We start from the raw sequence: 19596 nt of genomic DNA on the forward strand, positions 1-19596 counted from the left end.
CGGGCGGCAACCCGGCGGGTGATCCCCGGCCGAACTCGTGGCGGACCTCGCAGGCTACTGAGCGCGCGTCAGCCGCACCAGGGACCTACGGGCCCTCGTGCCGGGCGCGGACCCCATGACATACTCCGGAGCGTGACGACCTCCTCCCCCACGACCAGGGCCCTGCGGGCCGCGGTGTTCACCGCGCTCGCCGTGCCCATGGCCGCGCTGGGCCAGGTCGTCATCACGGGCCGCCCGCTGCCGCTGACGCTGGTGGCCTCGGCCGGGGCCGTCGTCTTCCTGGTCGCCGCCGTGCTGGCCGGCGGGGAGCGGCGGATGCTGCACATCTCCGGCGTGATGGTGCCGGTCGAGCTGCTGCTCAACACCACGTTCAACCTGGGCCAGGCCGGCTGTTCGCCGGTGCTGACCGGTCAGGTGCCCGCACGCGGGGTGAACCTGCTGGTCTGTGGCGGCGGTTCGGTGGACGGCTCACTGCTGGCAGGCCCGCTGGGCCACGCCGGGCAGCTGGCCCCCGCCGCGACCCAGCTGCTGCTCCTGCTGGTGCACGTGGTGATCGCCCTGGCCGCCTCGGCCTGGCTGCGGATGGGCGACGCCGCCCTGTCGGGCCTGGCCCGGGCGCTGTGCGCACTGCGCCAGTCGCTGGCCGCCCCGCTGCACGCCCTGGTCGTCCTGCTGGTCCCGGCTCCGGTGCGTCCGGTGCTGCGGGTGCCGCTGCCGGAGTCGGACCGTGCCCGGCCGCGCCGCGAGGACGTGGTGCTGAGCCCGGCGCCCCGGCGCGGCCCGCCCGCCTTCGCGCCTGCCTGCTGATCACCTCTCCCGGCTGATCCCCCCGTACCCGGCCGAACGGCCCCGGCACGCCCGCAGGCAGTGCGCACGACTCCCGCGTTCACCGACCAAGCCGCACCCGGTGCGGCTCCCCGCGCGCACCCGCGCGCCGCGTACAGGAGTTGACTTCCCCATGTCGCAGGACAAGAACAAGAAGCGCGTCAGTGCCCGTGAGCGGATCCAGGAGGCGCAGCGCCGCGAGAAGCAGGCCGCCAAGCGTCGTCAGCGGATCGTGGTGACGGTCTCCGCCGTCGTCGTCCTGGCCCTCGCGGGCGGCGTGGCCGTCGCGATCGGCTCGGCCTCGGACAAGAACGACAAGTCCTCCGCCGCCGCCTCGGCTCCGCTGGTCGTGCCCGCCAACGCCTCCGGCCCGAACGGCACGGTGGTCACCTACGGCAAGGCGGACGCCCCGCACACCATGGAGATCTACGAGGACTTCCGCTGCCCGGTCTGCAAGCACTTCGAGGCGGCGAACGGCGAGACCGTCAAGAAGCTCACCGAGGACGGCCAGATCAAGGTGGACTTCCACCTGGCGGCCTTCCTGGACAAGAACCTCGGCGGCAAGGGCTCGCGCACCGCGCTGGCCGCCGTCGGCGCCGCGCTGAACGAGGGCGTGGACCAGTTCAAGGCGTTCCACGACGTGCTGTACGCCAACCAGCCGGACGAGCGCAGCGACGCCTTCGGCGACGTCAACCACATCCTGGACCTGGCCGGCCAGGTGCCGGGCCTGAAGACGGACGCCTTCGTGAAGGCGGTCACCGACCGGACCTACGCCCCGTGGGCGGCCAAGGTCTCCGACGCGTTCAACGACAGCGGGGTGACCGGCACGCCGACCGTCAAGGTCGACGGCAAGCAGATCAACCTGTTCGCCGGCAACGCCTCGGTCTCGCCCGAGCAGTTCACCGCGCAGGTGAAGCAGGCCGCCGGCCTCCAGTAGGCCGCGGCCCCGCACGTACGGCACCACCCGGCCCGGCCGACTCCCGGCCGGGCCGGCTCCTCCCAGCCAGCCATCGGAGTGTGCTGCCATGTCCGCTGCTACCACCGTGCACCCGTCCCGCTCCGCCCCCGACGACGCCGGCCGGGCCCCGGTCGCCGCCGGCCGGGCCTACGCCTTCCTGCTGTTCCTCGGCGGGCTGGTCGGGCTGGCCGCCTCGGCCGTCCTGACCTTCGACAAGCTCCGCCTCCTGGAGAACCCCTCCTACGTCCCCAACTGCAACATCAACCCGATCATCAGTTGCGGTTCGGTGATGCGCACCGAGCAGGCGGAGGTCTTCGGCTTCCCGAACCCGCTGCTCGGGCTGGCCGCCTTCGGCGCGCTGGCGGCGATCGGCGCGGGGCTGGTCGCCGGTGCCGCGTACCGGCGCTGGTTCTGGCTGGGGCTGAACGCGGGCACCGCGGTGGGCGTGGTGTTCGCGCACTGGCTGATCTACCAGGCGCTGTACGACATCGGCGCGCTCTGCCCGTACTGCATGGTGGTGTGGGCGACGGTGGTGGTGTTGTTCTGGTACACCACGCTGCACAACCTGCGCTCGGGCGTGATCCCGGTGGGCCCGGGGCTGCGGGCGGCCGTCCGGGAGGCGGCCCGGTACCACTGGGCGCTGCCGGTGCTGTGGGCGGCGGTGATCGCGCTGCTGATCCTCAACCGGTTCTGGTACTACTGGAGCACCCTGCTCTGACCGGCCCTCACCCGACGTACCCGGGCGAGTGCAGCAGCGCGGCGGCGCCGGTCCGCCGGGCCTCCAGGGCCGCGGTGAGCCGGCGTGCCGCACCGGGCTGCAGCAGGACGGCCGCCTGGGCCGGGGTGAAGTACCCGTGGTCGGCGATCTCCTCGGCCTGGGCCCGGATCACCGCGCCGGCCGCGACCGTTCCGCCGTCGAACATGAACTGCACGGCGGGGTGGGCGTGTTCGCCCTGGTCGGGGATCGCGTCGCGCCACTCCACGACGAGCAGCCGCAGCGGACCGGCCAACAGCCCCGTCTCCTCGTACAGTTCGCGGGCCGCGCACTCGGCGGGACCCTCCCCCGGGTCCATCCCGCCGCCGGGGAACTGCCACTGGTCGCGGTAACTGGCCTTCAGCAGCAGGATCTTGCCCGCCTCGTCGGTGAGCAGCACACTGCACCCGACGTAGGCGCGCACCAGCCCGGCGAGCCACTCCTGCTCCGAGAGTGCCCAGGTGTCCGTCATCGCGCCTCCTCCGCCGACTGCCGCTCTCGGAGGACAATCTGCCGCAATCCCCCTCCGCGAAACGGCGGTTCGCGCCGAATCCACCCGAATGGGTGCCGCCGGCTTGCCTCGGACGCGCGTCAGCCGAACACGGCCCGCCGGAAGGCGTTGCGCAGTTCGGTGAGCCGCTCGATGCCCCGGTCGTAGTGCACCTTGTTGGTGAGCAGCAGGGCCCAGCGGCCGAGCCGCCGGGAGACCCAGAAGCCGGTGCCGGTGAAGCCGTAGTGGACGAAGGTGCCCTCGGCCGGGTCGGTGCCGGGGGCGTACAGCCAGGACAGGCCGCGGGCGGGGAGCAGGCCGCCGGTCTGCTCGCGCAGCGACTCCTCGATCCACGCCCCGCCCCAGCGGAGCCCGGGCGGCGGGGCGAGCACCGCGGTGAGGAAGCGGGCGAGGTCGCGGGCGGTGGAGAAGGCCCCGGCGTTGCCGGAGACCCCGCCGAGCAGCCGGGCGGAGGGGTCGTGGACGACGCCGCACAGGTGGGTGCCGGCCGCTTCCTCGTACTCGGTGGGCGCGGTACGAACGGCGAACGCCGCGTCGAGCGGACCGTAGCGGGTGTCGGCCATGCCGAGCGGCGCCCAGACCAGGCGCGCGGCGAGCTCGTCCAGCGGCGCGCCGCCGAGGTCCTCCACCAGGTGGGCGAGCAGGACGGCGGCCCGGTCGGTGTACTCCACGACCGTGCCCGGCGTCCGGTGCAGCGGCGCGGCGAGGACCCCGGCCCGGATCGCCGCGGACTTCCGCCCGTAGAGCTGCTCGAAGCGGGTGTACGGGAGCATCCCCGCGGTGTGGGCGAGGAGTTGACGGGCCGTGACGGCCCCGGCGGGGCGCCCGGCGGCCGGCGGCCACCAGCGGCCGAGCGGTTCGTCCAGCGGGAGCCGGCCGGACTGCCACAGCACCCCAGCGCAGGGCCAGAGCGCGACGACCTTGGTGAGGCTGGCGAGATCGTACAGCGTGTCCGGCCCGGGTCGCAGCCGCGCGTACGGGCCCTGGCCGAGCACGCCGTGGGCACCCCCGCCGAGCGTGCCGCCGGCATCGCCGACCGCCCAGACGGCACCCGCCCCGACGGTGCGGACGCCGTCCCCGACCAGCCGGTCCAGCTCCCCGCCGGGCGCGGCCAGGCCGGGGAGCCGGTCCGCTCCGGGCGCCCCGGGTCCAGGTGCTCGCCGACTCATCCGTCCCCTCCTCGCCCCTGGCCGAGGGAAGCCTTCCCCGCGCGGCGGGGGCTCAGACCGCCGGAGTCAGCTCCTTGCCCAGGCAGATGCTCTGCGGGTGGTCCTTGTAGATGCCGAACTTCCGGATCGCGGCGTAGCCCTCGGACTGGTAGAGCGCGACGGCCTCGGGCTGCTCGGTGCCGGTCTCCAGGACGAAGCGGCCCCGCCCGGCCTCGACCGCGGTCCGCTCCAGGCGGCGCAGCACCGCGCGGGCCAGGCCGCGGCCGCGGGCCTCGGGGATCACGAACATCCGCTTGACCTCGGCGTCACCGTCGCGCAGGTCGTCCGGGCCGGCCTGCTTGGCCCGCCAGCCGCCGCAGGCGACCGGGCGGCCGTCCAGGTAGGCGATCATGAACAGTCCGGCCGGCGCCTCGAAGTCCTCGGGGTGCATGACGGTCTCGTCCGGGTCACCGTAGCGGCGGACGTACTCCTGCTGCACCTCCGCCGACAGGGCCTGGGCGTCGGGGTGGGCGTAGCCGGTGATGCGGAACTCGACGGTGCCGATGTCCTGGGTGGTGCTGGTGCTCATGCTCGAAGAGCCTACGGTCCCCGCTCAGCCGACCTCGAACCGGGCGACCAGGTCGTCCTTGCCGAACATCCGCGCGGTGTCCACGGCGCTCGGGGAGCCGGCCCGCGGGTCGGCGCCGCCGGCCAGCAGGACGTCGAGCACGTCCGTGGCGCCCTTGAAGACGGCGCCGGCCAGCGGGGTCTGGCCGTGGTCGTTGGCACGGTTCGGGTCGGCGCCGTGCCGGAGCAGCTCCGCCACGGTGGCGGCGTGGCCGTGGTAGGCGGCCAGCATGAGCAGGGTGTCGCCGCGGCCGTTGGTCAGGTCCGCCGGGGCGCCGGCGTCCAGGTAGGCGGACAGCGTGTCGGTCTCCCCGGCCCGGGCGGCGTCGAAGAGCTTCCCGGCGAGCGCGATCACCTCGGCGTCGGGGGCGTCGGCGGGCTGTCGGCTGGCGGCGTCGGTCATGGCGGCGGCCTTTCCGGTCGGATCGTCGGGCGGTCGGAGGGACTGCACCCAGGGCACGGTAACGGCCGCTGCCGGCGCGGACCAGCGGGCGTCCGGAATCCGGATGACGGCCCGCGACCGCCACGACACGCGACCGCGCGCGTCGCGCAGCCATTCGAGCGAACTTCCCGGACCCCCCGGAAACTTCCCGCCCGCCGCCCGGGAATGTCTCGGCACACCGAATCCCCGCGACGCCCGGCCCCCACCCCGGCCGGTCCGCATACCGCGGCCCGGCCGCCGGAACGGTATTGAACGGCAGAACCACCCATTTGCGCCGTTCCATCATCTATTACTTTTTGTCACGATTAGTGCACTTTCCGTAGCACCCCTGCTTGTCCCCCTTCCTGAGGAGCGGAACGTGATCCTCTCGATTTCCGGCATCGTCCTGTTCGGCACCATCGCCTTTCTCTTCTTCCGCAGGGACGGACTAAAGGTCTCCCACGCCATCGTCTGCTCCCTCCTCGGCTTCTACATCGCCGGCTCCTCGATCGCACCGAGCATCACCGCGGGCGGCGCCAGTCTCGCCAGCCTGCTCAGCGGCATCAAGTTCTAGCCCCGTCCTCCCCCGTACCGGCCCGGGCGCGGGTCCCACCGCCCCGGGCCCCGTCGTTCCGCACCCGCGCCACCCCACCCGTCCCACCGCCCGGGGAGTCAAGGAATGCCGCTCCACCGCAACTTCAGCAAGGGCCGCGCGATCGCCCGGACCGCCGGGGACCACGCCTCCGACATGTTCGCCCCGCTCTCCGTCATCGGCCGCGGCCTGCGCCACCACGTCGACTGGGCCAAGGCCCGCTGGCAGGACACCCCGAAGGATCGCCGCGGTCCGACGCTGTTCCTGACCGCCGCCCTGCTGATCGGCGTCTACCTGCTGCCGCACGGCCTGCTGTTCGCCCTGATCGCCCTGATGGCCAGCGCCGCCTGGGCCGGCCGGCCCCCCAAGGCGGCGCCCGCACCGCCCGCACCGGACGTCGCCGACGTCAAGCTCGCGGCCCTCTACGCGGCACTCACCCCGTACCTGTGCGGCCCCGAGGACGCCAACCCGCTGTACCACTTCACGGGCAGCCACAAGAACGCCTTCAGCGCGTGGGAGTTCGACCGCGAGGGCCGGCTCGCCCGGCTGGACATGAGCTACCCGGCCTACTTCACCGACACCGAGCCGACCGCCCGGGCCCGGATCGAGCAGGTGGTCCAGGGGAAGGCCGGCCGGGCCCGCGAGTACCGCTTCGACTGGGACGAGGAGTCCAACCGGCTGCGGATCGTCGCGCTCGCCCCGCTCCCGGCCGACATCGCCGCCCAGCGCTTCGTGGCCGCGCCCGGCGAGATCGTGCTGGGCTTCACCGACGAGGACGGCACCGCCCGGACCATCCCGGTCACCCGGGGCGGTGCCACGGTCCAGCAGCCGCCGGTGGTCTGGCGCACCGGCCCGCGCTCCTCCGAGCCGCACCTGCTGGTGCTCGGCGTCGCCGGCTACGGCACCTCCAGCCTGCTGCGCTCGGTCGCGCTCCAGGCCCTCCCGTACGCCGACCTGGTGGTGGTCGACGGTGCGGGCACCGGCGAGCACGCCTGCCTGGTGAACCGGCCCGGCGTGCACACCGTGGAGACCAGCCTGCACGGCGCGCTCGCCGCCCTGGACTGGGCCGTCGGCGAGACCGAGCGCCGGCTGGCCGCACTCAACGCCGCCCGGCACGCGGGCAGCGCCCCGCCCGAGGACGTCACCCGGCCGCTGTGGCTGCTGCTGGACCACCCGACCGAGCTGAGCGAGCTCGCCCGGGCCGAGGGCCGCCCCGACCCGCAGGACCTGCTGGAGCTCCCGCTGCGGCACGGCCGGGCCGCCCGGGTCACCGTGGTGGTCGCCGACGACCTCGACGCCCGGGACCGGATCACCGCCACCGTCCGCGCCACCACCCGGGCCCGGGTGGTGCTCGGCCCGGCCGGCCCCGACGAGGCGCACGACGCGCTCGGCGCGCCACTGGACATCGCCCCCGCCGCCCACGCCCCGATCGGCCGCGGCTACGCCCGGATCGGCAACGGCGCCCCCGTCCGGCTCCAGGTGCCCGCCACCGTCGACCCACTGGACGACGAGGCCCCGGCGCCGCTGCGGGACGCGGTGATCGCCCTGCTGCCGCACCGGGACACCCGCACCGAGGCCGCCGCCGTGCCGCCCCGCCCGGAGCACCCGCCGACGGTCCCCGCGGCCGACCCGGCCGCCGCGGCCCACCCGGTCGAGCTGGCCAAGGGCGAGCCGATGATCCGCCCACGGCCGATCTCCTGACCACCAGGCCGACCCGCCTCCCGGAGCCGGTTCTCCGGCCTCCGCCCGGGGGGCGGCCCTCGCCGTCGAAACCCGTCCCGGTAGGCTCGTCACGGAAAGTCCGCCCGATCACCAGTTGTGAAATAGGTGACACCTGGGGTGATATCACCGGTCAGATGTGACAAATCGGGCGCAGGTGGGTACAAACAGGGGCGGCACTACAGACGACGCATGTCCCGGGACGGGAATCTTCGTCGGAAGCCGAGCGTTGACCGAACGACGAAGAACAGCGACCACTAGTCCTGTGGGCCATAAGCCCGGGAGGCACGATTCATGAGCGAGCGAGCTCTCCGCGGCACGCGACTCGGGGCCACTAGCTACGAGACCGACCGTGGTATCGATCTGGCTCCCCGCCAGACCGTCGAGTACGCATGTCAGAACGGACACCGTTTCGAGGTTCCTTTCTCGGTCGAGGCGGAGATCCCCGCGACCTGGGAATGTCGCTTCTGTGGCCAGGAGGCGGCGCTTCTCGACGGCGACGAGCCGGAGGAGAAGAAGATCAAGCCGACGCGCACCCATTGGGACATGCTGATGGAGCGCCGGACGCGCGAGGAGCTGGAGGAGGTGCTGGCCGAACGGCTGGCCGTGCTCCGCTCCGGTGGGATGAACCTCGCGGTGCACCCGCGGGACACCCGTAAGAGCGCCTGACACCTCGCTCCCGCCCCGAGCGGGAGGACGCGAAAAGGGACCCTGGTGACCAGGGTCCCTTTCGCGTTGCCCGGCCGGTCCGCTGTCCGCTCCCGGTCGCCGCTGTCCGGTCCCGGTCGGCTGTCCGGCACGGGCCGGGAGCCGTCGCCGGGCGAAGGACGGGCCGCCCGGGGCGGCGTGCGCCCCGGGCGGCCCGGTGGGAACGGGTCGGATCAGCCCGAGATCGGCGGGCGGTGGGTGGTGTCCGGGCCCTGCGGTCCGCGCGGGCCGGAGTCCTGGTCCACGACCTCGCCCTGGATCACCTTCCCGTCCGGGCGGTGGATGCGCAGCTGCTCCTGGAGCCGCATCGCGTCCGCGAACGGGTCGGCGCCGGCCGGCGAGGCGCTGCGCAGCGCCTTGTCCGCGACCCGGCGCCCGACCGCCCGCCACAGCGCCCGGGTGGGCGGGAGGACCAGGGTCAGGGCGACCAGGTCCGACAGGAAGCCGGGGACGATCAGCAGCACGCCGGCCAGCACCGTCATGCTAGTGCCGGTCTGCGGCTGCTCGGACTGCGGGTTCTTGCTCTGCTCGACCGCCGCCGAGAACGCCTTCAGACCGGCCCGCTTGATCAGCGAGCCGCCGATCAGGGCGCCCCCGATGAGCAGCAGCAGGACGGTGAAGCCGCCCAGCCACGAGCCGACCTGGACCAGCAGCCAGATCTCCAGCACCAGCCAGGCGGTGATCAGCAGCGGCAGCACCCGGCGGAGCCTGCTACGCGGGGCCGGACGGGTGGGGGTAGCTTGCTGGGTCACGGTACGAATCCACTCCAGGCGGTGCTCTGCGCGCCGCACGGGAGGTCCGGGCCGGCTACGGCACCACCTGGTCCAACGATTCCTACTCGGCCGGTGTTCCGGCAGCGTCCTTCTTGCGGCGACCGATGAGCACGGCCGCGCCGCAGGCCAGCAGGCCTCCGAGGGCCAGCGTCCACTCCGGGGCGGCACCGACCCGGTCGGCCACCGTGGTGCCGTCGCGCAGCGGGACGGTGGCCGACAGCTCGGCCGCCGTCAGCTCCTCGGTGCGCTGCTGGACGCTGCCGTCCGGAGCGATCACCGCGCTGATGCCGCTGGTGGCGGCGATCAGCACCGCCCGGCCGTGCTCGACGGCCCGCAGCCGGCTCATCGCCAGCTGCTGCTCGGGCTGGCCGGTCTTGGCGTACGTCGCGTTGTTGGTCTGGACGACCAGCACCCGGGCGCCGCTGTCCACGGTGTCGCGGACGATCTCGTCGTACGCGACCTCGAAGCAGATCACGTCGCCGATCCGGGCCGGGCCGAGCTGCATCACGCCGTTGTGGTCGCCGGGGTAGAAGTCCCGGGCGACCCGCTGGAGGCGGGTGATCACCGTCATCAGCTGGGCGCGGAAGGGGACGTACTCGCCGAACGGGACGGGGTGCTGCTTGGTGTAGGAGGCGCCGGGGCCGGTGACCGGGTCCCAGACGATGCCCTCGTTCTGGACGTGCTGCGCGTCCGGTCCGTCCACCAGGGTGCCGACCAGGGTGGGCACGCCGATCGCCTTGACCGCCTCGTCGATCCGCCTGCGGGCCAGCGGGTCGCTGAACGGGTCGAGGTCGGAGGAGTTCTCCGGCCAGATCACGATGTCGGGGCGCTCGACCTTGCCGGCCCTGATGTCGGCGGCGAGCCGCTCGGTGGCCGAGGCGTGGTTGTTGAGGACCATCATCGGGCGGCCCAGGAAGTCCATGCCCGGGTTGGGCACGTTGCCCTGGACGATGGCGACCTTGACGGTGTCGGCGGCGGCCGTGGGCACCGGGACGAGGTAGCCGGCCAGCAGCGCGGCCACCGCGCCGAGCGCCGCCAGCGCGGCGGCCTTCGGGGCCTTCGCCGGCCCGCGCAGGCGCAGCGCGGCCCAGGCCAGCAGGGCGCCGGACAGGGCGACCGCGAAGGTCACCAGCGGGGCGCCGCCGAGCGCGGCCAGCGGGGTGTACGGGGTGGCGGTGTTGGCGAAGGCGAGCCGGCCCCAGGGGAACCCGCCGAGCGGCAGTCGGTCCCGGGCCCACTCCTGGGTGATCCACAGGCAGGCCGCCCAGAGCGGCCAGCCGGGCAGCCGGGAGGTGACGGCCAGCGCGCCGCCGAGCAGGGCCAGGAACAGCGCCTCCACGACGGACAGGCCGATCGTGGCGTCCCAGCCGACCACCCGCAGCCAGCTGAGCAGCATCAGGAAGAACGGCAGGCCGAAGACGAAGCCGGTCCACAGTCCCTGGCGGAAGGTGCGGCCCCGGGTGAGCAGCGAGAGCGCGGCGGCGCCGAGCAGCGACAGCGGCCACAGGTCGTACGGCGGGAAGGCGAGGGCCAGCAGCAGGCCGGCCAGCGCGGCGAGGCCGGTGCGGGGCAGCCCGGCGCGGACCTTGGCGAGCGCGCGGGCTCCGCGGCTCGGTCGGGGCGCCGGCTCCTGCGGCTCGGGGACGGCCTCGGACCGTTCCTGGGTGACGGGAGTGGCCACCGGCGCACCATCTTCCTGGGGCTTGCTGTTCGGACGCTGTGCGAAGAAGGTACCCCGGAACGTCGGTGCCCCGTGAGGTGAGGGTGGTACGGCCGTCCCACCGGTCGGCGCGGACCCGGGAGTGACCGGTGGTACGGCATCCGGGGTCAGCGCGGGGCGTAGCGGAACTCCCGTGGGGGCCACCGGCCGGTGAGCCAGTCGGAGACGGCGCGGTACAGCGGCGCGTCCAGGTGGGCGCGGTCGGAGGCGTTGTGCCGCTCGCCCAGGGGCTCCAGGCGGAACTCCGGGGCGAGCAGGTCGCGCGGGACGGTGAAGTCGGCGGGCACCGGTTCGGTCATGGTGGTCAACCTAGGACTCGGCGGCCCGCCGCTCCACGGGGTCTACCGCTGGTGCACCGTGCGGCCGCGGACCACGGTGCGCAGGCAGGTCGGCAGCGGGTGGCCCGGGGTCAGGTCGGGCAGGCCGGGGGTACCGGAGCGCGGGTCGGTGGACCAGCCGGCCACCCGGGAGTCCGGGGCCTGGACGACCAGCTCGCCGGCCGCCCAGATCGCGAAGCTGGCGACCGCGCCGGGGACGAGGACGCCGTCCTGGTCCCGGCCGATGGCGCGCCAGCCGCCCCGGGTGTGGGCGGTGAAGGCGGCCCGCACCGAGATCCGGTGGTCCAGGGTCTGGTGGAAGGCGGCGGCCCGTACGGTGCCCCAGGGGTCGAGCGGCGTGACCGGGGCGTCCGAGCCGAAGGCCAGCGGGACGCCGGCCCGCAGCAGCCCGGCGAACGGGTTGAGGGCGGCCGCCCGCTCGGCGCCCAGGCGCTGGACGTACATGCCCTCGGGGCCGCCCCAGGCGGCGTCGAAGGCGGGCTGGACGGAGGCGGTCAGGCCGAGGTCGGCGAAGGCGGCGACGGCCTCGTCGTCCAGGGCCTCGGCGTGCTCGACGCGGTGGCGCAGGGCCTTGACCCGGTCGGCGCCGACCCGGGCGCCGGCCGCCCGGACGCCCTCGATCACCGCGGCGACGGCCGCGTCGCCGATGGCGTGGAAGCCGGCCTGGAGCCCGGCCTCGGTGCAGGCGGCGACGTGGTCGGCGACCTGCTCGGCGGTCAGGTAGGCGGTGCCGGTGTGCTCCGCGTCGGAGTAAGGCTGGTGCAGGCAGGCGGTGTGCGAGCCGAGCGCGCCGTCCACGAAGAGGTCTCCGCCGGCGCCCACCGCGCCGAGCCTGCGGGCGGTGTCGATGCCGCCCAACTCGCCCCAGTAGCCGAAGACTTCGGGCCCCTCGTGCTCGGCGGCCAGGGCCAGCAGGGCGGCCAGGTCGGTCTCCGAGGAGATCTCCGGGCCGGCGCACTCGTGCAGGGCGCCGATGCCGAGTTCGGCGGCGCGGGCCAGGGTGGCGCGCTGGGCGCGGCGGCGCTGCTCGGGGGTGAGGTGGGCCAGCGCGGCCTGCCGGACGGCGTGGTGGGCGTCCTTGGTGAGCGGGCCCTCGGGATCGAAGCCGGGCGCCTCCGCCAGTCCCTCGGCGAGGCTGCGCAGCGCGGTGGTGGCGAGCGCGGAGTGCACGTCGGTGCGGGAGAGGTAGAGCGCGGCACCGCGGGCGGCGGCGTCGAGTTCGGCCAGCGTGGGCGGGCGGCCCTCGGGCCAGCCGGTCTCGTCCCAGCCGTGGCCGATCAGCACCCCGCCGGGCTCGGGCCGGGCGTCCACGAAAGCGGTGACGGCCTCCAGGGCGGCGGCCAGCGAGGGGCTGCCGGTGAGGTCCAGACCGGTGAGTGCCAGACCGGTGGCGGTGGCGTGCACGTGGGCGTCCACGAAGGCGGGGGTGACCAGGGCGCCGTCCAGCTCGACGATCTCGTCGGCGGTCGCGGCGTACGCCTCGGCGGCGCCGTCACTGCCGACCCAGGCGACGTGCTCGCCCTCCACGAGCATCGCGGTGGCGAAGGGGTCGGCGGGGCTGTAGACGGCGCCGCCGCGCAGCAGGACGGTCCGGAGATTGCGTTCGGTCATGCGGCCAAGTCTGCACGTCACCGGTTCCTCCGCGGAGACCGGCCCGCGGTTCAGAGCTTCGGGGGGCGCGCCTCGTACGGGGTGGACAACACGACGGTGGTGCGGGTGGAGACGCCGGCGGCGCTGCGGATGCGGGCGAGGAGGTCCTCGAGGTCGCCGGGGGCGCCGACGCGGACCTTCAATATGTAGTTCTCGTCGCCGGCGACGCTGTGGCAGGCCTCGATCTCGGGCAGGCCGGCCAGCCGCTCGGGGGTGTCGTCCGGGGCGCTCGGGTCGAAGGGTTTGACCGAGATGAACGCGGTCAGTGCCAGGTCGACGGCGTCGGGATCGATGATCGCGGTGTAGCCGCGGATCACCCCGCGCTGTTCGAGGCGGCGCACCCGCTGGTGCACCGCCGAGGTGGACAGGCCGGTGGCCTTGCCCAGGTCCGTGTAGCTCATCCGGCCGTCTTCGAGGAGCAGCTGGACGATGCGTTGGTCGAGATCCTCCACAGTGCGCAAACCTACCCGGTCGGGAGCACGGGGGGCGCACGCGGTGGCACAGGACAGGACCGCAGGTGCCGGGCGGGCACATGCCGGGCGAATGTGGCATCCGGTGTGGCCAAGGACACACCCGGTGCATCACGGTGCACGGGAGCGCAGGGTTATGAGTCCGGATCACAGGGAATTGCTGGTTGTGGCCCTGGATGACCACGCCGGGCCCGATCCTAGGGGGATCCTCATGCCTGCTACTGACCAGCGCGTGCTGGGCGCCGACGAGACCGACGATATGACCGACCGCGAGGGCCTCGCGGTCGACCACATGCCGGGCACCGACCCGGGCGAGGCGGAGAACTGGGACATCTTCCGGGTCGACTGCCCCGAGTGCCGCCGCCCGATCGCCCTGGTCGCGGACGAGGAGCGGCTGCCGCAGCACGCGCTGCTGCCGACCGCCTGGAACCCCTTCTCCCCCGCGATCTGCCCGGGTTCCGGCACGCCGACGGACGACCTGGCCGAGGTCGAGGTCCCGGAGGACGCCGAGCCGGCCCGGTTCGACGCGCTGTTCAAGCTCCCGAGCGGGCTGGACTGGCGGACGCAGCCGTTCTCGCACGCGGTCGCGCACCGGCCGGTGCGGCTCGCCGCGGTCGCCCCCGCTCCGGCGGCGCCCGCCGTCCCGACCGTCGCCGCGCTGCGGGCCGCCATCCCGGAGCAGCGCCGCCGCCGTCCGGCGCTGGCCGGCCGCACCGCCAAGGCGAGCTGACACGCCACCGGGAACGCCTCCGGCCGTCACTCCGCACCCTGGAGTGACGGCCGGAGGCCGTGTGGAGGAAAGGCCTCAGGCCTTCGTGAGGTGGCGGCCGATCACCAGCCGCTGGATCTGGTTGGTGCCCTCGACGATCTGCAGCACCTTGGCCTCGCGCATGTACCGCTCGGCCGGGAAGTCCTGGGTGTAGCCGTAGCCGCCGAGCACCTGGACGGCGTCGGTGGTCACCCGCATCGCCGCGTCGGTGCAGAACAGCTTGGCCATCGCCGCCTCCTTGGAGAACGGCCGACCGGCGTCCTTCAGCCGGGCCGCGGCCAGGTAGAGCGAGCGGCCGGCCTCGATCTGGGTGGCCATGTCGGCGAGCATGAAGGACAGGCCCTGGAACTCGGCGATCGGGCGCCCGAACTGGCGCCGGGTGCGGGCGTAGTCGACGGCGAGGTCGAGCGCGGCCTGGGCGACGCCTACCGCGCAGGCGGCGATGCCGAGGCGACCGGAGTCCAGCGCGGCGAGCGCGATCTGGAAGCCCTGCCCCTCCTCGCCTATCAGCCGCTCGCGGGGCACCCGGGCGCCGTCGAAGTGCAGCTGCGCGGTCGGCGAGGAGCGCATGCCCATCTTGTGCTCCGGCGGGGCCGCCGAGAGGCCCTGCTGGTCGCCGGGGACCAGCAGGCAGCTGATGCCCTTGGGGCCGTCGCCGCCGGTGCGCACCAGGGCGCTGTAGAAGTCGGCCCGGCCGCCGTGGGTGATCCAGGCCTTGGTGCCGTTCACCACGTACGCGTCGCCGTCGAGGTCGGCGCGGGTGCGCAGCGCGGCCGCGTCGGAGCCGGACTGCGGCTCGGAGAGGCAGTAGGCGCCGAGCTGCTCGCCGGAGAGCATGGCGGGCAGCCAGGTGTCGCGCTGCTCGTCGGTGCCGAAGGTGGCCAGCGCGTGGCAGGAGAGGGTGTGCACGCTGACGCCGAGGCCGACGGCCAGCCAGCCGGCCGCGAGCTCCTCCAGCACCTGCAGGTACACCTCGTAGGGCTGTTCGCCGCCGCCGTGCTTCTCGTCGTACGGGAGGGAGAGCAGGCCGGCCTCGCCGAGGGTGCGGAAGACCTCTCGCGGGAAGCGGCCCGCGGCCTCGTCCTCCGCCGCACGGGGCTGGAGCTCGCGCTGGACCAGGTCGCGGGTGAGGCTCAGCAGCTCGCGGGCCTCCTCGCTGGGCAGCTGGCGCTCCACGGCTTTCACAGGGGAGGGGGTCATGGCGGTGGTCGCCTCCTCGATCGGGCGCCGGACCGAGGTGTCGGCTGACCCGGCGGGGGTGTGGCTGGTCGGACCGACCGGCACCGGGTTGCGGTGAACGGCCGTTCACAGTCGTGGCGAAGGCGAGTATGCCCGAAACCCGCGTCGGCGTCACGACCTGCACAGATGATCTGTCCGCAGTGGCGGGCTACGGCACCGTAGGGTTGACGTTGTGGCTGCATCCGAACCCTTTCCGCCCCTCCCCCGGCCCGCTCCGGACGACCGGCTGACCGCGCTCGCGGCGGAGCTGCGCGCGCTGCCGCCCTCCTGCGGGCCGGTGCGGCTGGTCGCGGTGGACGGGCACGCGGGCTCCGGCAAGACCACCTTCGCCGGACGGCTGGCGGCGGCGCTCGGCGGGGCCCCGGTGGTCCATCTCGACGACCTGGCCACCCACAGCGAGCTCTTCGGCTGGACCGGACGGCTGCGCGAGCAGGTACTGGAGCCACTGACGGCCGGGCGGGACGCCGAGTACCGGGTGTACGACTGGACGCTGCGCCGCTTCGCGGGCACGGCGCGGGTGCCGGCCGCCCCGGTGGTGCTGGTGGAGGGGGTCGGCGCCGGGCGGCGGGCGGTGCGGCCCTGGCTGGCCCGGGTGGTCTGGATGGAGTTGGACGCGGCCTCGGCCCGGCGGCGCGGCGAGGAGCGGGACGGTCCGGATCTGGCCGAGTTCTGGGCGGGCTGGGCCCGGGCCGAATCGGCGCATTTCGCCGCCGATCCGAGCCGTCCGTACGCCGCGACGCGGGTCGACGGGGTGACCGGCCGGATCGCCCCGGGCACCGTGGGTGAACATTCAACCATCGCCTTGACCTGCGACGTCGCCAGGATCTAGGTTCTCCCCAGCCGCCGGAACCACGGCTTCCGGCCGCCTCGGACCCGGCGTCCTCGGCTTGTTCCCCCGTGAGCCGGGGGCGCCGTCCGGTCCGTTTCCGAAACTCGCTCCCCCACCGCCCGTTTCCTCGTCCGAGCGCTCAAGAGCCGCTCGCGCGTTCACATTTGACCCTGTACGGCACCCTTCCGGATCAGCCCCGCGCCGGTACGATTCCTGGCAGGCGCATATGCGCGACAGGGGGTCGACGACCACCGGCCAGGCTGGGCGCAGGCGACTCGCCGGCCGAGCCCCGGCCGCACCGCGGGGGGCGTGAGTGACGACGGTGGACAGTTCCGACAGCACGGCGGGTGGGCCGGACCGGCTCGCCGACCGCGCCTGGCTGCGCGCCATGGACGCGTACACGGCCGGTGCGTACACCCGGGCCGAGGAGGAGTTCCGGGCCGCCGTCCGGCTGGACCCGGGCATGGCCGACGCCTGGCTCGGACTGCACGCGCTGCGCAGCGACACCTCGGCCGCCCTGCTGGCCATGTACCGCCACCAGAAGCGGTTCGGCGAGCAGCGGCGGCTGCACCGACGGCCGCTCAGCTCCTGGTACTGGCTGGGCTGGTGGGTCCAGCCGGTGCTGGAGGACGCCCGCGACCTCGCGCTGGCACACGCCTCGCACTGGCTGGACGGCCGCCACCTGGCCGAGCTGGACGGGGCGTTGGAGCAGTGCCCGGCACCCGGCGAGGACCCGTCCGCCCGCTTCCTGTACGCCTGCCGGTCCTACCTGCTCAAGGACTGGGAGCAGTTGATCCGGGACACCGACCGGCTGCTGGACGACCCGCTGCTCGGCATCGAGGCCGGGCTGTTCGCCGGCATGGCGCGGGTGCGCCTCGACATGTGCGCCCAGGCGCAGGCCCCGCTGGCCGCCTCGCTGGCCCGCTGCCGCTCCGAGCAGCCGCAGCGCAAGGAGCTGCGGTACTGGCTGGCCCGGGCGTACGAGGGGGCCGGGCGCAGCGCCGCGGCACTGCCGCTCTACCGGGCGGTGCACCGGGCGGATCCGGCGTTCATGGACGCCGCGGCCCGGCTGGCGGCCATCTCGGCCGAGGACGGGCTGGCGGACGGACTCGCCGACGTGCTCGCGGACGGGCTGCCGACGGGCGGGCGCCCGGGTGCGGGCGACGCCGCGGGACCGGGCGGGCCGGGTGTCGGCGCCGGGTTTCCGGAGGAGGCCGGGTTCGCCGGACTGCCCGGGTACGGCGGGGAGTTCGGGGACGCGACGGGCGGGCCGAGCGGCGCGACCGCCTCCGGCGGCGGGGTGTCGAACGACACCGTGCCGACCGGCGGGTTCCCCGACGGCGGGCCCTCGGTGGACGCCACCCTGTCGGAGGCCGGACTGGTCGACGCCGGGCTGGTGGACGCCGGACCGGTCGACGGCCCCCCGGCGGACGGGGCCCTGAACGGTGGCGGCCTGACCGGTGGCGCCCTGCTGGACGGCTCGCCGGCCGACGGCGCGCCGCGGGCCGCCGGGGAGCGCTCCGGCTCGGGCGCCCTGCCCGGCGGCGCCGCCGTACCACCGTCACTGCCCGCCGTCGGCCGGGCGCAGCCCCGCGCCGCCGCCGTGCCCGAGCCCCGGGCCGGCGGCGACGAGCGGGAGCTGGACGCGGCCCTGACGGAACTCTCGCTGATGGTCGGCATGGAGCCGGTCAAGCGCCAAGTACGGGCGCTGTCGGCCCAGTTGAGAATGTCCCGGCTGCGGGCCGAACAGGGCCTGCCGGTCCAGCCGCCGAAGCGCCACTTCGTCTTCTCCGGCCCCTCGGGCACCGGGAAGACGACCGTGGCCCGCATCCTCGGCCGGGTCTTCCACGCCCTCGGGCTGCTCTCCGGCGAGCACCTGGTGGAGGCCCAACGTGCCGACCTGGTGGGCGAGTTCCTCGGCCAGACCGCCGTGAAGGCGAACGAACTGATCGACTCCGCACTGGACGGCGTGCTGTTCATCGACGAGGCGTACAGCCTCTCCAACTCCGGCTACACCAAGGGCGACGCGTACGGCGACGAGGCGCTCCAGGTGCTGCTCAAGCGCGCCGAGGACAACCGGGACCGGCTGGTGGTGATCCTGGCCGGCTACCCCGAGGGGATGAACCGGCTGCTCGCCACCAACCCCGGCCTCAACTCCCGCTTCACCACCAGGGTCGACTTCCCCAGCTACCGCCCCGACGAGCTGACCGCGATCGGCGCGGCGCTGGCCGGCCGGGACGGCGACGGCTGGGACGAGGACGCCGCCGAGGAACTGGCCAGCATCTGCACCCACGTCGTGCGCGAGGGCTGGATCGACGAGCTGGGCAACGGCCGCTTCATCCGCACCCTGTACGAGAAGTCCTGCGCGTACCGGGACCTGCGGCTGTCGCTGCTGCGCGAGCCGCCGGGCCGGGAGGACCTGGCCACCCTGCGGCTGCCGGACCTGGTCCAGGCGTACGGGGAGCTGATCGACGGCCGGGGCTGAGCGACGGCCGGGGCCGATCGGCGGCCGCGGGCGGGCGGGCAAGCGGGCGGGCAAACCGTTCAGCCCTGGAGGAGCGCGGCCTCCCGCGCCCGGTCCAGCCCGACCGTGGCCCGGTCGGCCCGCTGCGGCGCGCTGCCGCCGATCGACCGCAGCCAGGCCCAGGTGTCCTCGACGGTCTCGGCGACCGGGCGACAGCGCAGCCCGGCACCCAGCGCGCGCTCGACCGAGCCGGTGTGCAGGAAGTCGTACAGCTCGCCGGGCGCCAGCCAGATCGGCAGCTCGGTCCACGGCTCGATGCCAGCCGCGAGGATCCGCTCCGGGTCCGTCCAGCACAGTTCGGCGTCCGAGCCGGTGGCCCGTACGCAGGCCTCCAGCAGCGCGCCCATGGTGGCGTGGCCGGACGGGCCGACCAGGTTGTACGGGCCGCCGAGCCGGGCGACCACGGCGTCCAGGGTCCAGGCCGCGAGGTCGCGCACGTCGATGTACTGGAGGGGGAGCTCGTGCGGGCCCGGGGCGAGCACCGGGCCGCCCTCGGCGATCCGGTTGAGCCACCAGGGCAGCCGGCCGATGTCCTCGTACGGGCCGATGATCAGCCCGGCGCGGGCCAGCAGCGCCCGCCCGCCGAACTCCGCCTCCAACGCCAGTTCCGCGCCGCGCTTGGTCTCGGCGTAGGGCACCTCACCGGTGAGGTCCGGGGAGGAGTCGACCACCGGCGCCGCCTCGCCGGCTCCTGGCACCAGCGGGTAGTCGTACACCGACCGGCTGGAGACGTACGCGTAGTGGCCGACCCTGCCGTTGAGGAGGCGGGCGCTGTCGCGCACCGCCGCGGGCGCCCAGGACCAGGTGTCCACCACCGCGTCCCACTCCCCCGCGCCGAGCGCCGCGAGGCCGTCCTCGGCGGTGCGGTCGCCCGTCAGCTGCCGGACGTCCTCGGGCGCGGGCCGCGTGCCGCGGTTGAGGGCCGTCACCTCCCAGCCCCTGGCCAGCGCCTCCTCCGCGACGGCCCGTCCGACGAACTTGGTTCCACCCAGCAGGAGAAGTCTCATGCCCACCACCCTGG

The 19596-nt window shown here is 74.5% G+C and carries 20 protein-coding genes; 9 read left to right on the top strand and 11 right to left on the bottom strand.

The genetic code is table 11. The annotated features are described in order from the left end of the window. Positions 1–132: 132 nt before the first annotated feature. From ACWDBE_RS04200 to ACWDBE_RS04210, 3 genes are all read left to right on the top strand, one after another. Positions 133–807: a hypothetical protein gene (locus ACWDBE_RS04200; protein WP_392879896.1), complete on the top strand. Its 675-nt coding sequence runs from the start codon at positions 133–135 to the stop codon at positions 805–807. 151 nt (positions 808–958) lie between these two features. Further along, positions 959–1762 (top strand): DsbA family protein, encoded by an 804-nt coding sequence (locus tag ACWDBE_RS04205; RefSeq protein WP_449792891.1) that lies wholly within the window; start codon positions 959–961, stop codon positions 1760–1762. Positions 1763–1850: 88 nt separating this feature from the next. Next, positions 1851–2501 carry a vitamin K epoxide reductase family protein gene (locus ACWDBE_RS04210; protein WP_449792892.1) on the top strand — a complete coding sequence of 217 codons (651 nt, stop codon included), beginning with the start codon at positions 1851–1853 and terminating at the stop codon, positions 2499–2501. A gap of 7 nt (positions 2502–2508) precedes the next feature. Here the strand turns inward: ACWDBE_RS04210 and ACWDBE_RS04215 are convergent, their stop codons facing one another. From ACWDBE_RS04215 to ACWDBE_RS04230, 4 genes are all read right to left on the bottom strand, one after another. Then, positions 2509–3009 (bottom strand): NUDIX domain-containing protein, encoded by a 501-nt coding sequence (locus ACWDBE_RS04215; RefSeq protein ID WP_449792893.1) that lies wholly within the window; start codon positions 3007–3009, stop codon positions 2509–2511. 119 nt (positions 3010–3128) lie between these two features. Further along, entirely contained in the window at positions 3129–4217 is a 1089-nt protein-coding gene (locus tag ACWDBE_RS04220; RefSeq protein WP_449807166.1) for a serine hydrolase domain-containing protein, read from the bottom strand. A 52-nt stretch (positions 4218–4269) separates the two neighbouring features. Further along, on the bottom strand, positions 4270–4785 hold the full coding sequence (locus ACWDBE_RS04225) for a GNAT family N-acetyltransferase (RefSeq protein WP_449792895.1): 516 nt from the start codon (positions 4783–4785) through the stop codon (positions 4270–4272). Positions 4786–4809: 24 nt separating this feature from the next. Beyond that, entirely contained in the window at positions 4810–5226 is a 417-nt protein-coding gene (locus ACWDBE_RS04230) for an ankyrin repeat domain-containing protein (RefSeq protein WP_449792924.1), read from the bottom strand. A 397-nt stretch (positions 5227–5623) separates the two neighbouring features. Between ACWDBE_RS04230 and ACWDBE_RS04235 the strand changes: the two genes are divergently transcribed. The 3 genes from ACWDBE_RS04235 (at position 5624) to ACWDBE_RS04245 (ending at position 8224) form a co-directional block, all read left to right on the top strand. Continuing rightward, on the top strand, positions 5624–5818 hold the full coding sequence (locus ACWDBE_RS04235; RefSeq protein ID WP_392879911.1) for a hypothetical protein: 195 nt from the start codon (positions 5624–5626) through the stop codon (positions 5816–5818). 105 nt (positions 5819–5923) lie between these two features. After that, positions 5924–7537: a hypothetical protein gene (locus ACWDBE_RS04240; RefSeq protein ID WP_449792896.1), complete on the top strand. Its 1614-nt coding sequence runs from the start codon at positions 5924–5926 to the stop codon at positions 7535–7537. A gap of 312 nt (positions 7538–7849) precedes the next feature. Continuing rightward, the gene (locus ACWDBE_RS04245) at positions 7850–8224 is read left to right on the top strand and encodes an RNA polymerase-binding protein RbpA (RefSeq protein ID WP_049655293.1); all 375 of its coding nucleotides are present in this window, start codon (positions 7850–7852) and stop codon (positions 8222–8224) included. A 212-nt stretch (positions 8225–8436) separates the two neighbouring features. Here the strand turns inward: ACWDBE_RS04245 and fxsA are convergent, their stop codons facing one another. The 5 genes from fxsA to ACWDBE_RS04270 form a co-directional block, all read right to left on the bottom strand. Further along, positions 8437–9015, bottom strand: a complete 579-nt coding sequence (fxsA, locus tag ACWDBE_RS04250) for an FxsA family membrane protein (RefSeq protein WP_449807167.1) — start codon at positions 9013–9015, stop codon at positions 8437–8439. Positions 9016–9097: 82 nt separating this feature from the next. Continuing rightward, positions 9098–10717 carry an apolipoprotein N-acyltransferase gene (gene lnt / locus ACWDBE_RS04255; RefSeq protein WP_449807168.1) on the bottom strand — a complete coding sequence of 540 codons (1620 nt, stop codon included), beginning with the start codon at positions 10715–10717 and terminating at the stop codon, positions 9098–9100. A 146-nt stretch (positions 10718–10863) separates the two neighbouring features. After that, the gene (locus ACWDBE_RS04260) at positions 10864–11055 is read right to left on the bottom strand and encodes a hypothetical protein (RefSeq protein WP_449807169.1); all 192 of its coding nucleotides are present in this window, start codon (positions 11053–11055) and stop codon (positions 10864–10866) included. A 42-nt stretch (positions 11056–11097) separates the two neighbouring features. Further along, entirely contained in the window at positions 11098–12705 is a 1608-nt protein-coding gene (locus ACWDBE_RS04265; protein WP_449807170.1) for an amidohydrolase, read from the bottom strand. 50 nt (positions 12706–12755) lie between these two features. Next, entirely contained in the window at positions 12756–13196 is a 441-nt protein-coding gene (locus ACWDBE_RS04270) for an Lrp/AsnC family transcriptional regulator (protein ID WP_045694655.1), read from the bottom strand. 229 nt (positions 13197–13425) lie between these two features. On the opposite strand from ACWDBE_RS04270, the gene ACWDBE_RS04275 reads away from it, so the two are divergent. Continuing rightward, entirely contained in the window at positions 13426–13944 is a 519-nt protein-coding gene (locus ACWDBE_RS04275) for a hypothetical protein (RefSeq protein ID WP_449792901.1), read from the top strand. A 75-nt stretch (positions 13945–14019) separates the two neighbouring features. On the opposite strand, the gene ACWDBE_RS04280 is transcribed toward ACWDBE_RS04275, so the two are convergent. After that, complete coding sequence (locus tag ACWDBE_RS04280) at positions 14020–15183, bottom strand: acyl-CoA dehydrogenase family protein (protein WP_449792902.1); 1164 nt, start codon at positions 15181–15183, stop codon at positions 14020–14022. Positions 15184–15394: 211 nt separating this feature from the next. Between ACWDBE_RS04280 and ACWDBE_RS04285 the strand changes: the two genes are divergently transcribed. Both ACWDBE_RS04285 and ACWDBE_RS04290 read left to right on the top strand, forming a co-directional pair. After that, positions 15395–16051: a uridine kinase family protein gene (locus ACWDBE_RS04285; RefSeq protein WP_449792903.1), complete on the top strand. Its 657-nt coding sequence runs from the start codon at positions 15395–15397 to the stop codon at positions 16049–16051. 322 nt (positions 16052–16373) lie between these two features. After that, positions 16374–18536 (top strand): AAA family ATPase, encoded by a 2163-nt coding sequence (locus ACWDBE_RS04290; RefSeq protein ID WP_449792904.1) that lies wholly within the window; start codon positions 16374–16376, stop codon positions 18534–18536. A gap of 59 nt (positions 18537–18595) precedes the next feature. Here the strand turns inward: ACWDBE_RS04290 and ACWDBE_RS04295 are convergent, their stop codons facing one another. After that, positions 18596–19582: an NAD-dependent epimerase/dehydratase family protein gene (locus ACWDBE_RS04295; protein ID WP_449807171.1), complete on the bottom strand. Its 987-nt coding sequence runs from the start codon at positions 19580–19582 to the stop codon at positions 18596–18598. Between the last annotated feature and the right edge of the window lie 14 nt (positions 19583–19596).

Source organism: Kitasatospora sp. NPDC001132 (genome assembly GCF_053598415.1).

Excerpts from the sequence above, each read along its gene's own strand:
- ACWDBE_RS04205 (WP_449792891.1), top strand. The coding sequence starts at position 959 with ATGTCGCAGGACAAGAACAAGAAGCGCGTCAGTGCCCGTGAGCGGATC.
- ACWDBE_RS04210 (WP_449792892.1), top strand. The coding sequence starts at position 1,851 with ATGTCCGCTGCTACCACCGTGCACCCGTCCCGCTCCGCCCCCGACGAC.
- ACWDBE_RS04215 (WP_449792893.1), bottom strand. The coding sequence starts at position 3,009 with ATGACGGACACCTGGGCACTCTCGGAGCAGGAGTGGCTCGCCGGGCTG.
- ACWDBE_RS04220 (WP_449807166.1), bottom strand. The coding sequence starts at position 4,217 with ATGAGTCGGCGAGCACCTGGACCCGGGGCGCCCGGAGCGGACCGGCTC.
- ACWDBE_RS04225 (WP_449792895.1), bottom strand. The coding sequence starts at position 4,785 with ATGAGCACCAGCACCACCCAGGACATCGGCACCGTCGAGTTCCGCATC.
- ACWDBE_RS04230 (WP_449792924.1), bottom strand. The coding sequence starts at position 5,226 with ATGACCGACGCCGCCAGCCGACAGCCCGCCGACGCCCCCGACGCCGAG.
- ACWDBE_RS04240 (WP_449792896.1), top strand. The coding sequence starts at position 5,924 with ATGCCGCTCCACCGCAACTTCAGCAAGGGCCGCGCGATCGCCCGGACC.
- ACWDBE_RS04245 (WP_049655293.1), top strand. The coding sequence starts at position 7,850 with ATGAGCGAGCGAGCTCTCCGCGGCACGCGACTCGGGGCCACTAGCTAC.
- ACWDBE_RS04260 (WP_449807169.1), bottom strand. The coding sequence starts at position 11,055 with ATGACCGAACCGGTGCCCGCCGACTTCACCGTCCCGCGCGACCTGCTC.
- ACWDBE_RS04265 (WP_449807170.1), bottom strand. The coding sequence starts at position 12,705 with ATGACCGAACGCAATCTCCGGACCGTCCTGCTGCGCGGCGGCGCCGTC.
- ACWDBE_RS04275 (WP_449792901.1), top strand. The coding sequence starts at position 13,426 with ATGCCTGCTACTGACCAGCGCGTGCTGGGCGCCGACGAGACCGACGAT.
- ACWDBE_RS04280 (WP_449792902.1), bottom strand. The coding sequence starts at position 15,183 with ATGACCCCCTCCCCTGTGAAAGCCGTGGAGCGCCAGCTGCCCAGCGAG.
- ACWDBE_RS04295 (WP_449807171.1), bottom strand. The coding sequence starts at position 19,582 with ATGAGACTTCTCCTGCTGGGTGGAACCAAGTTCGTCGGACGGGCCGTC.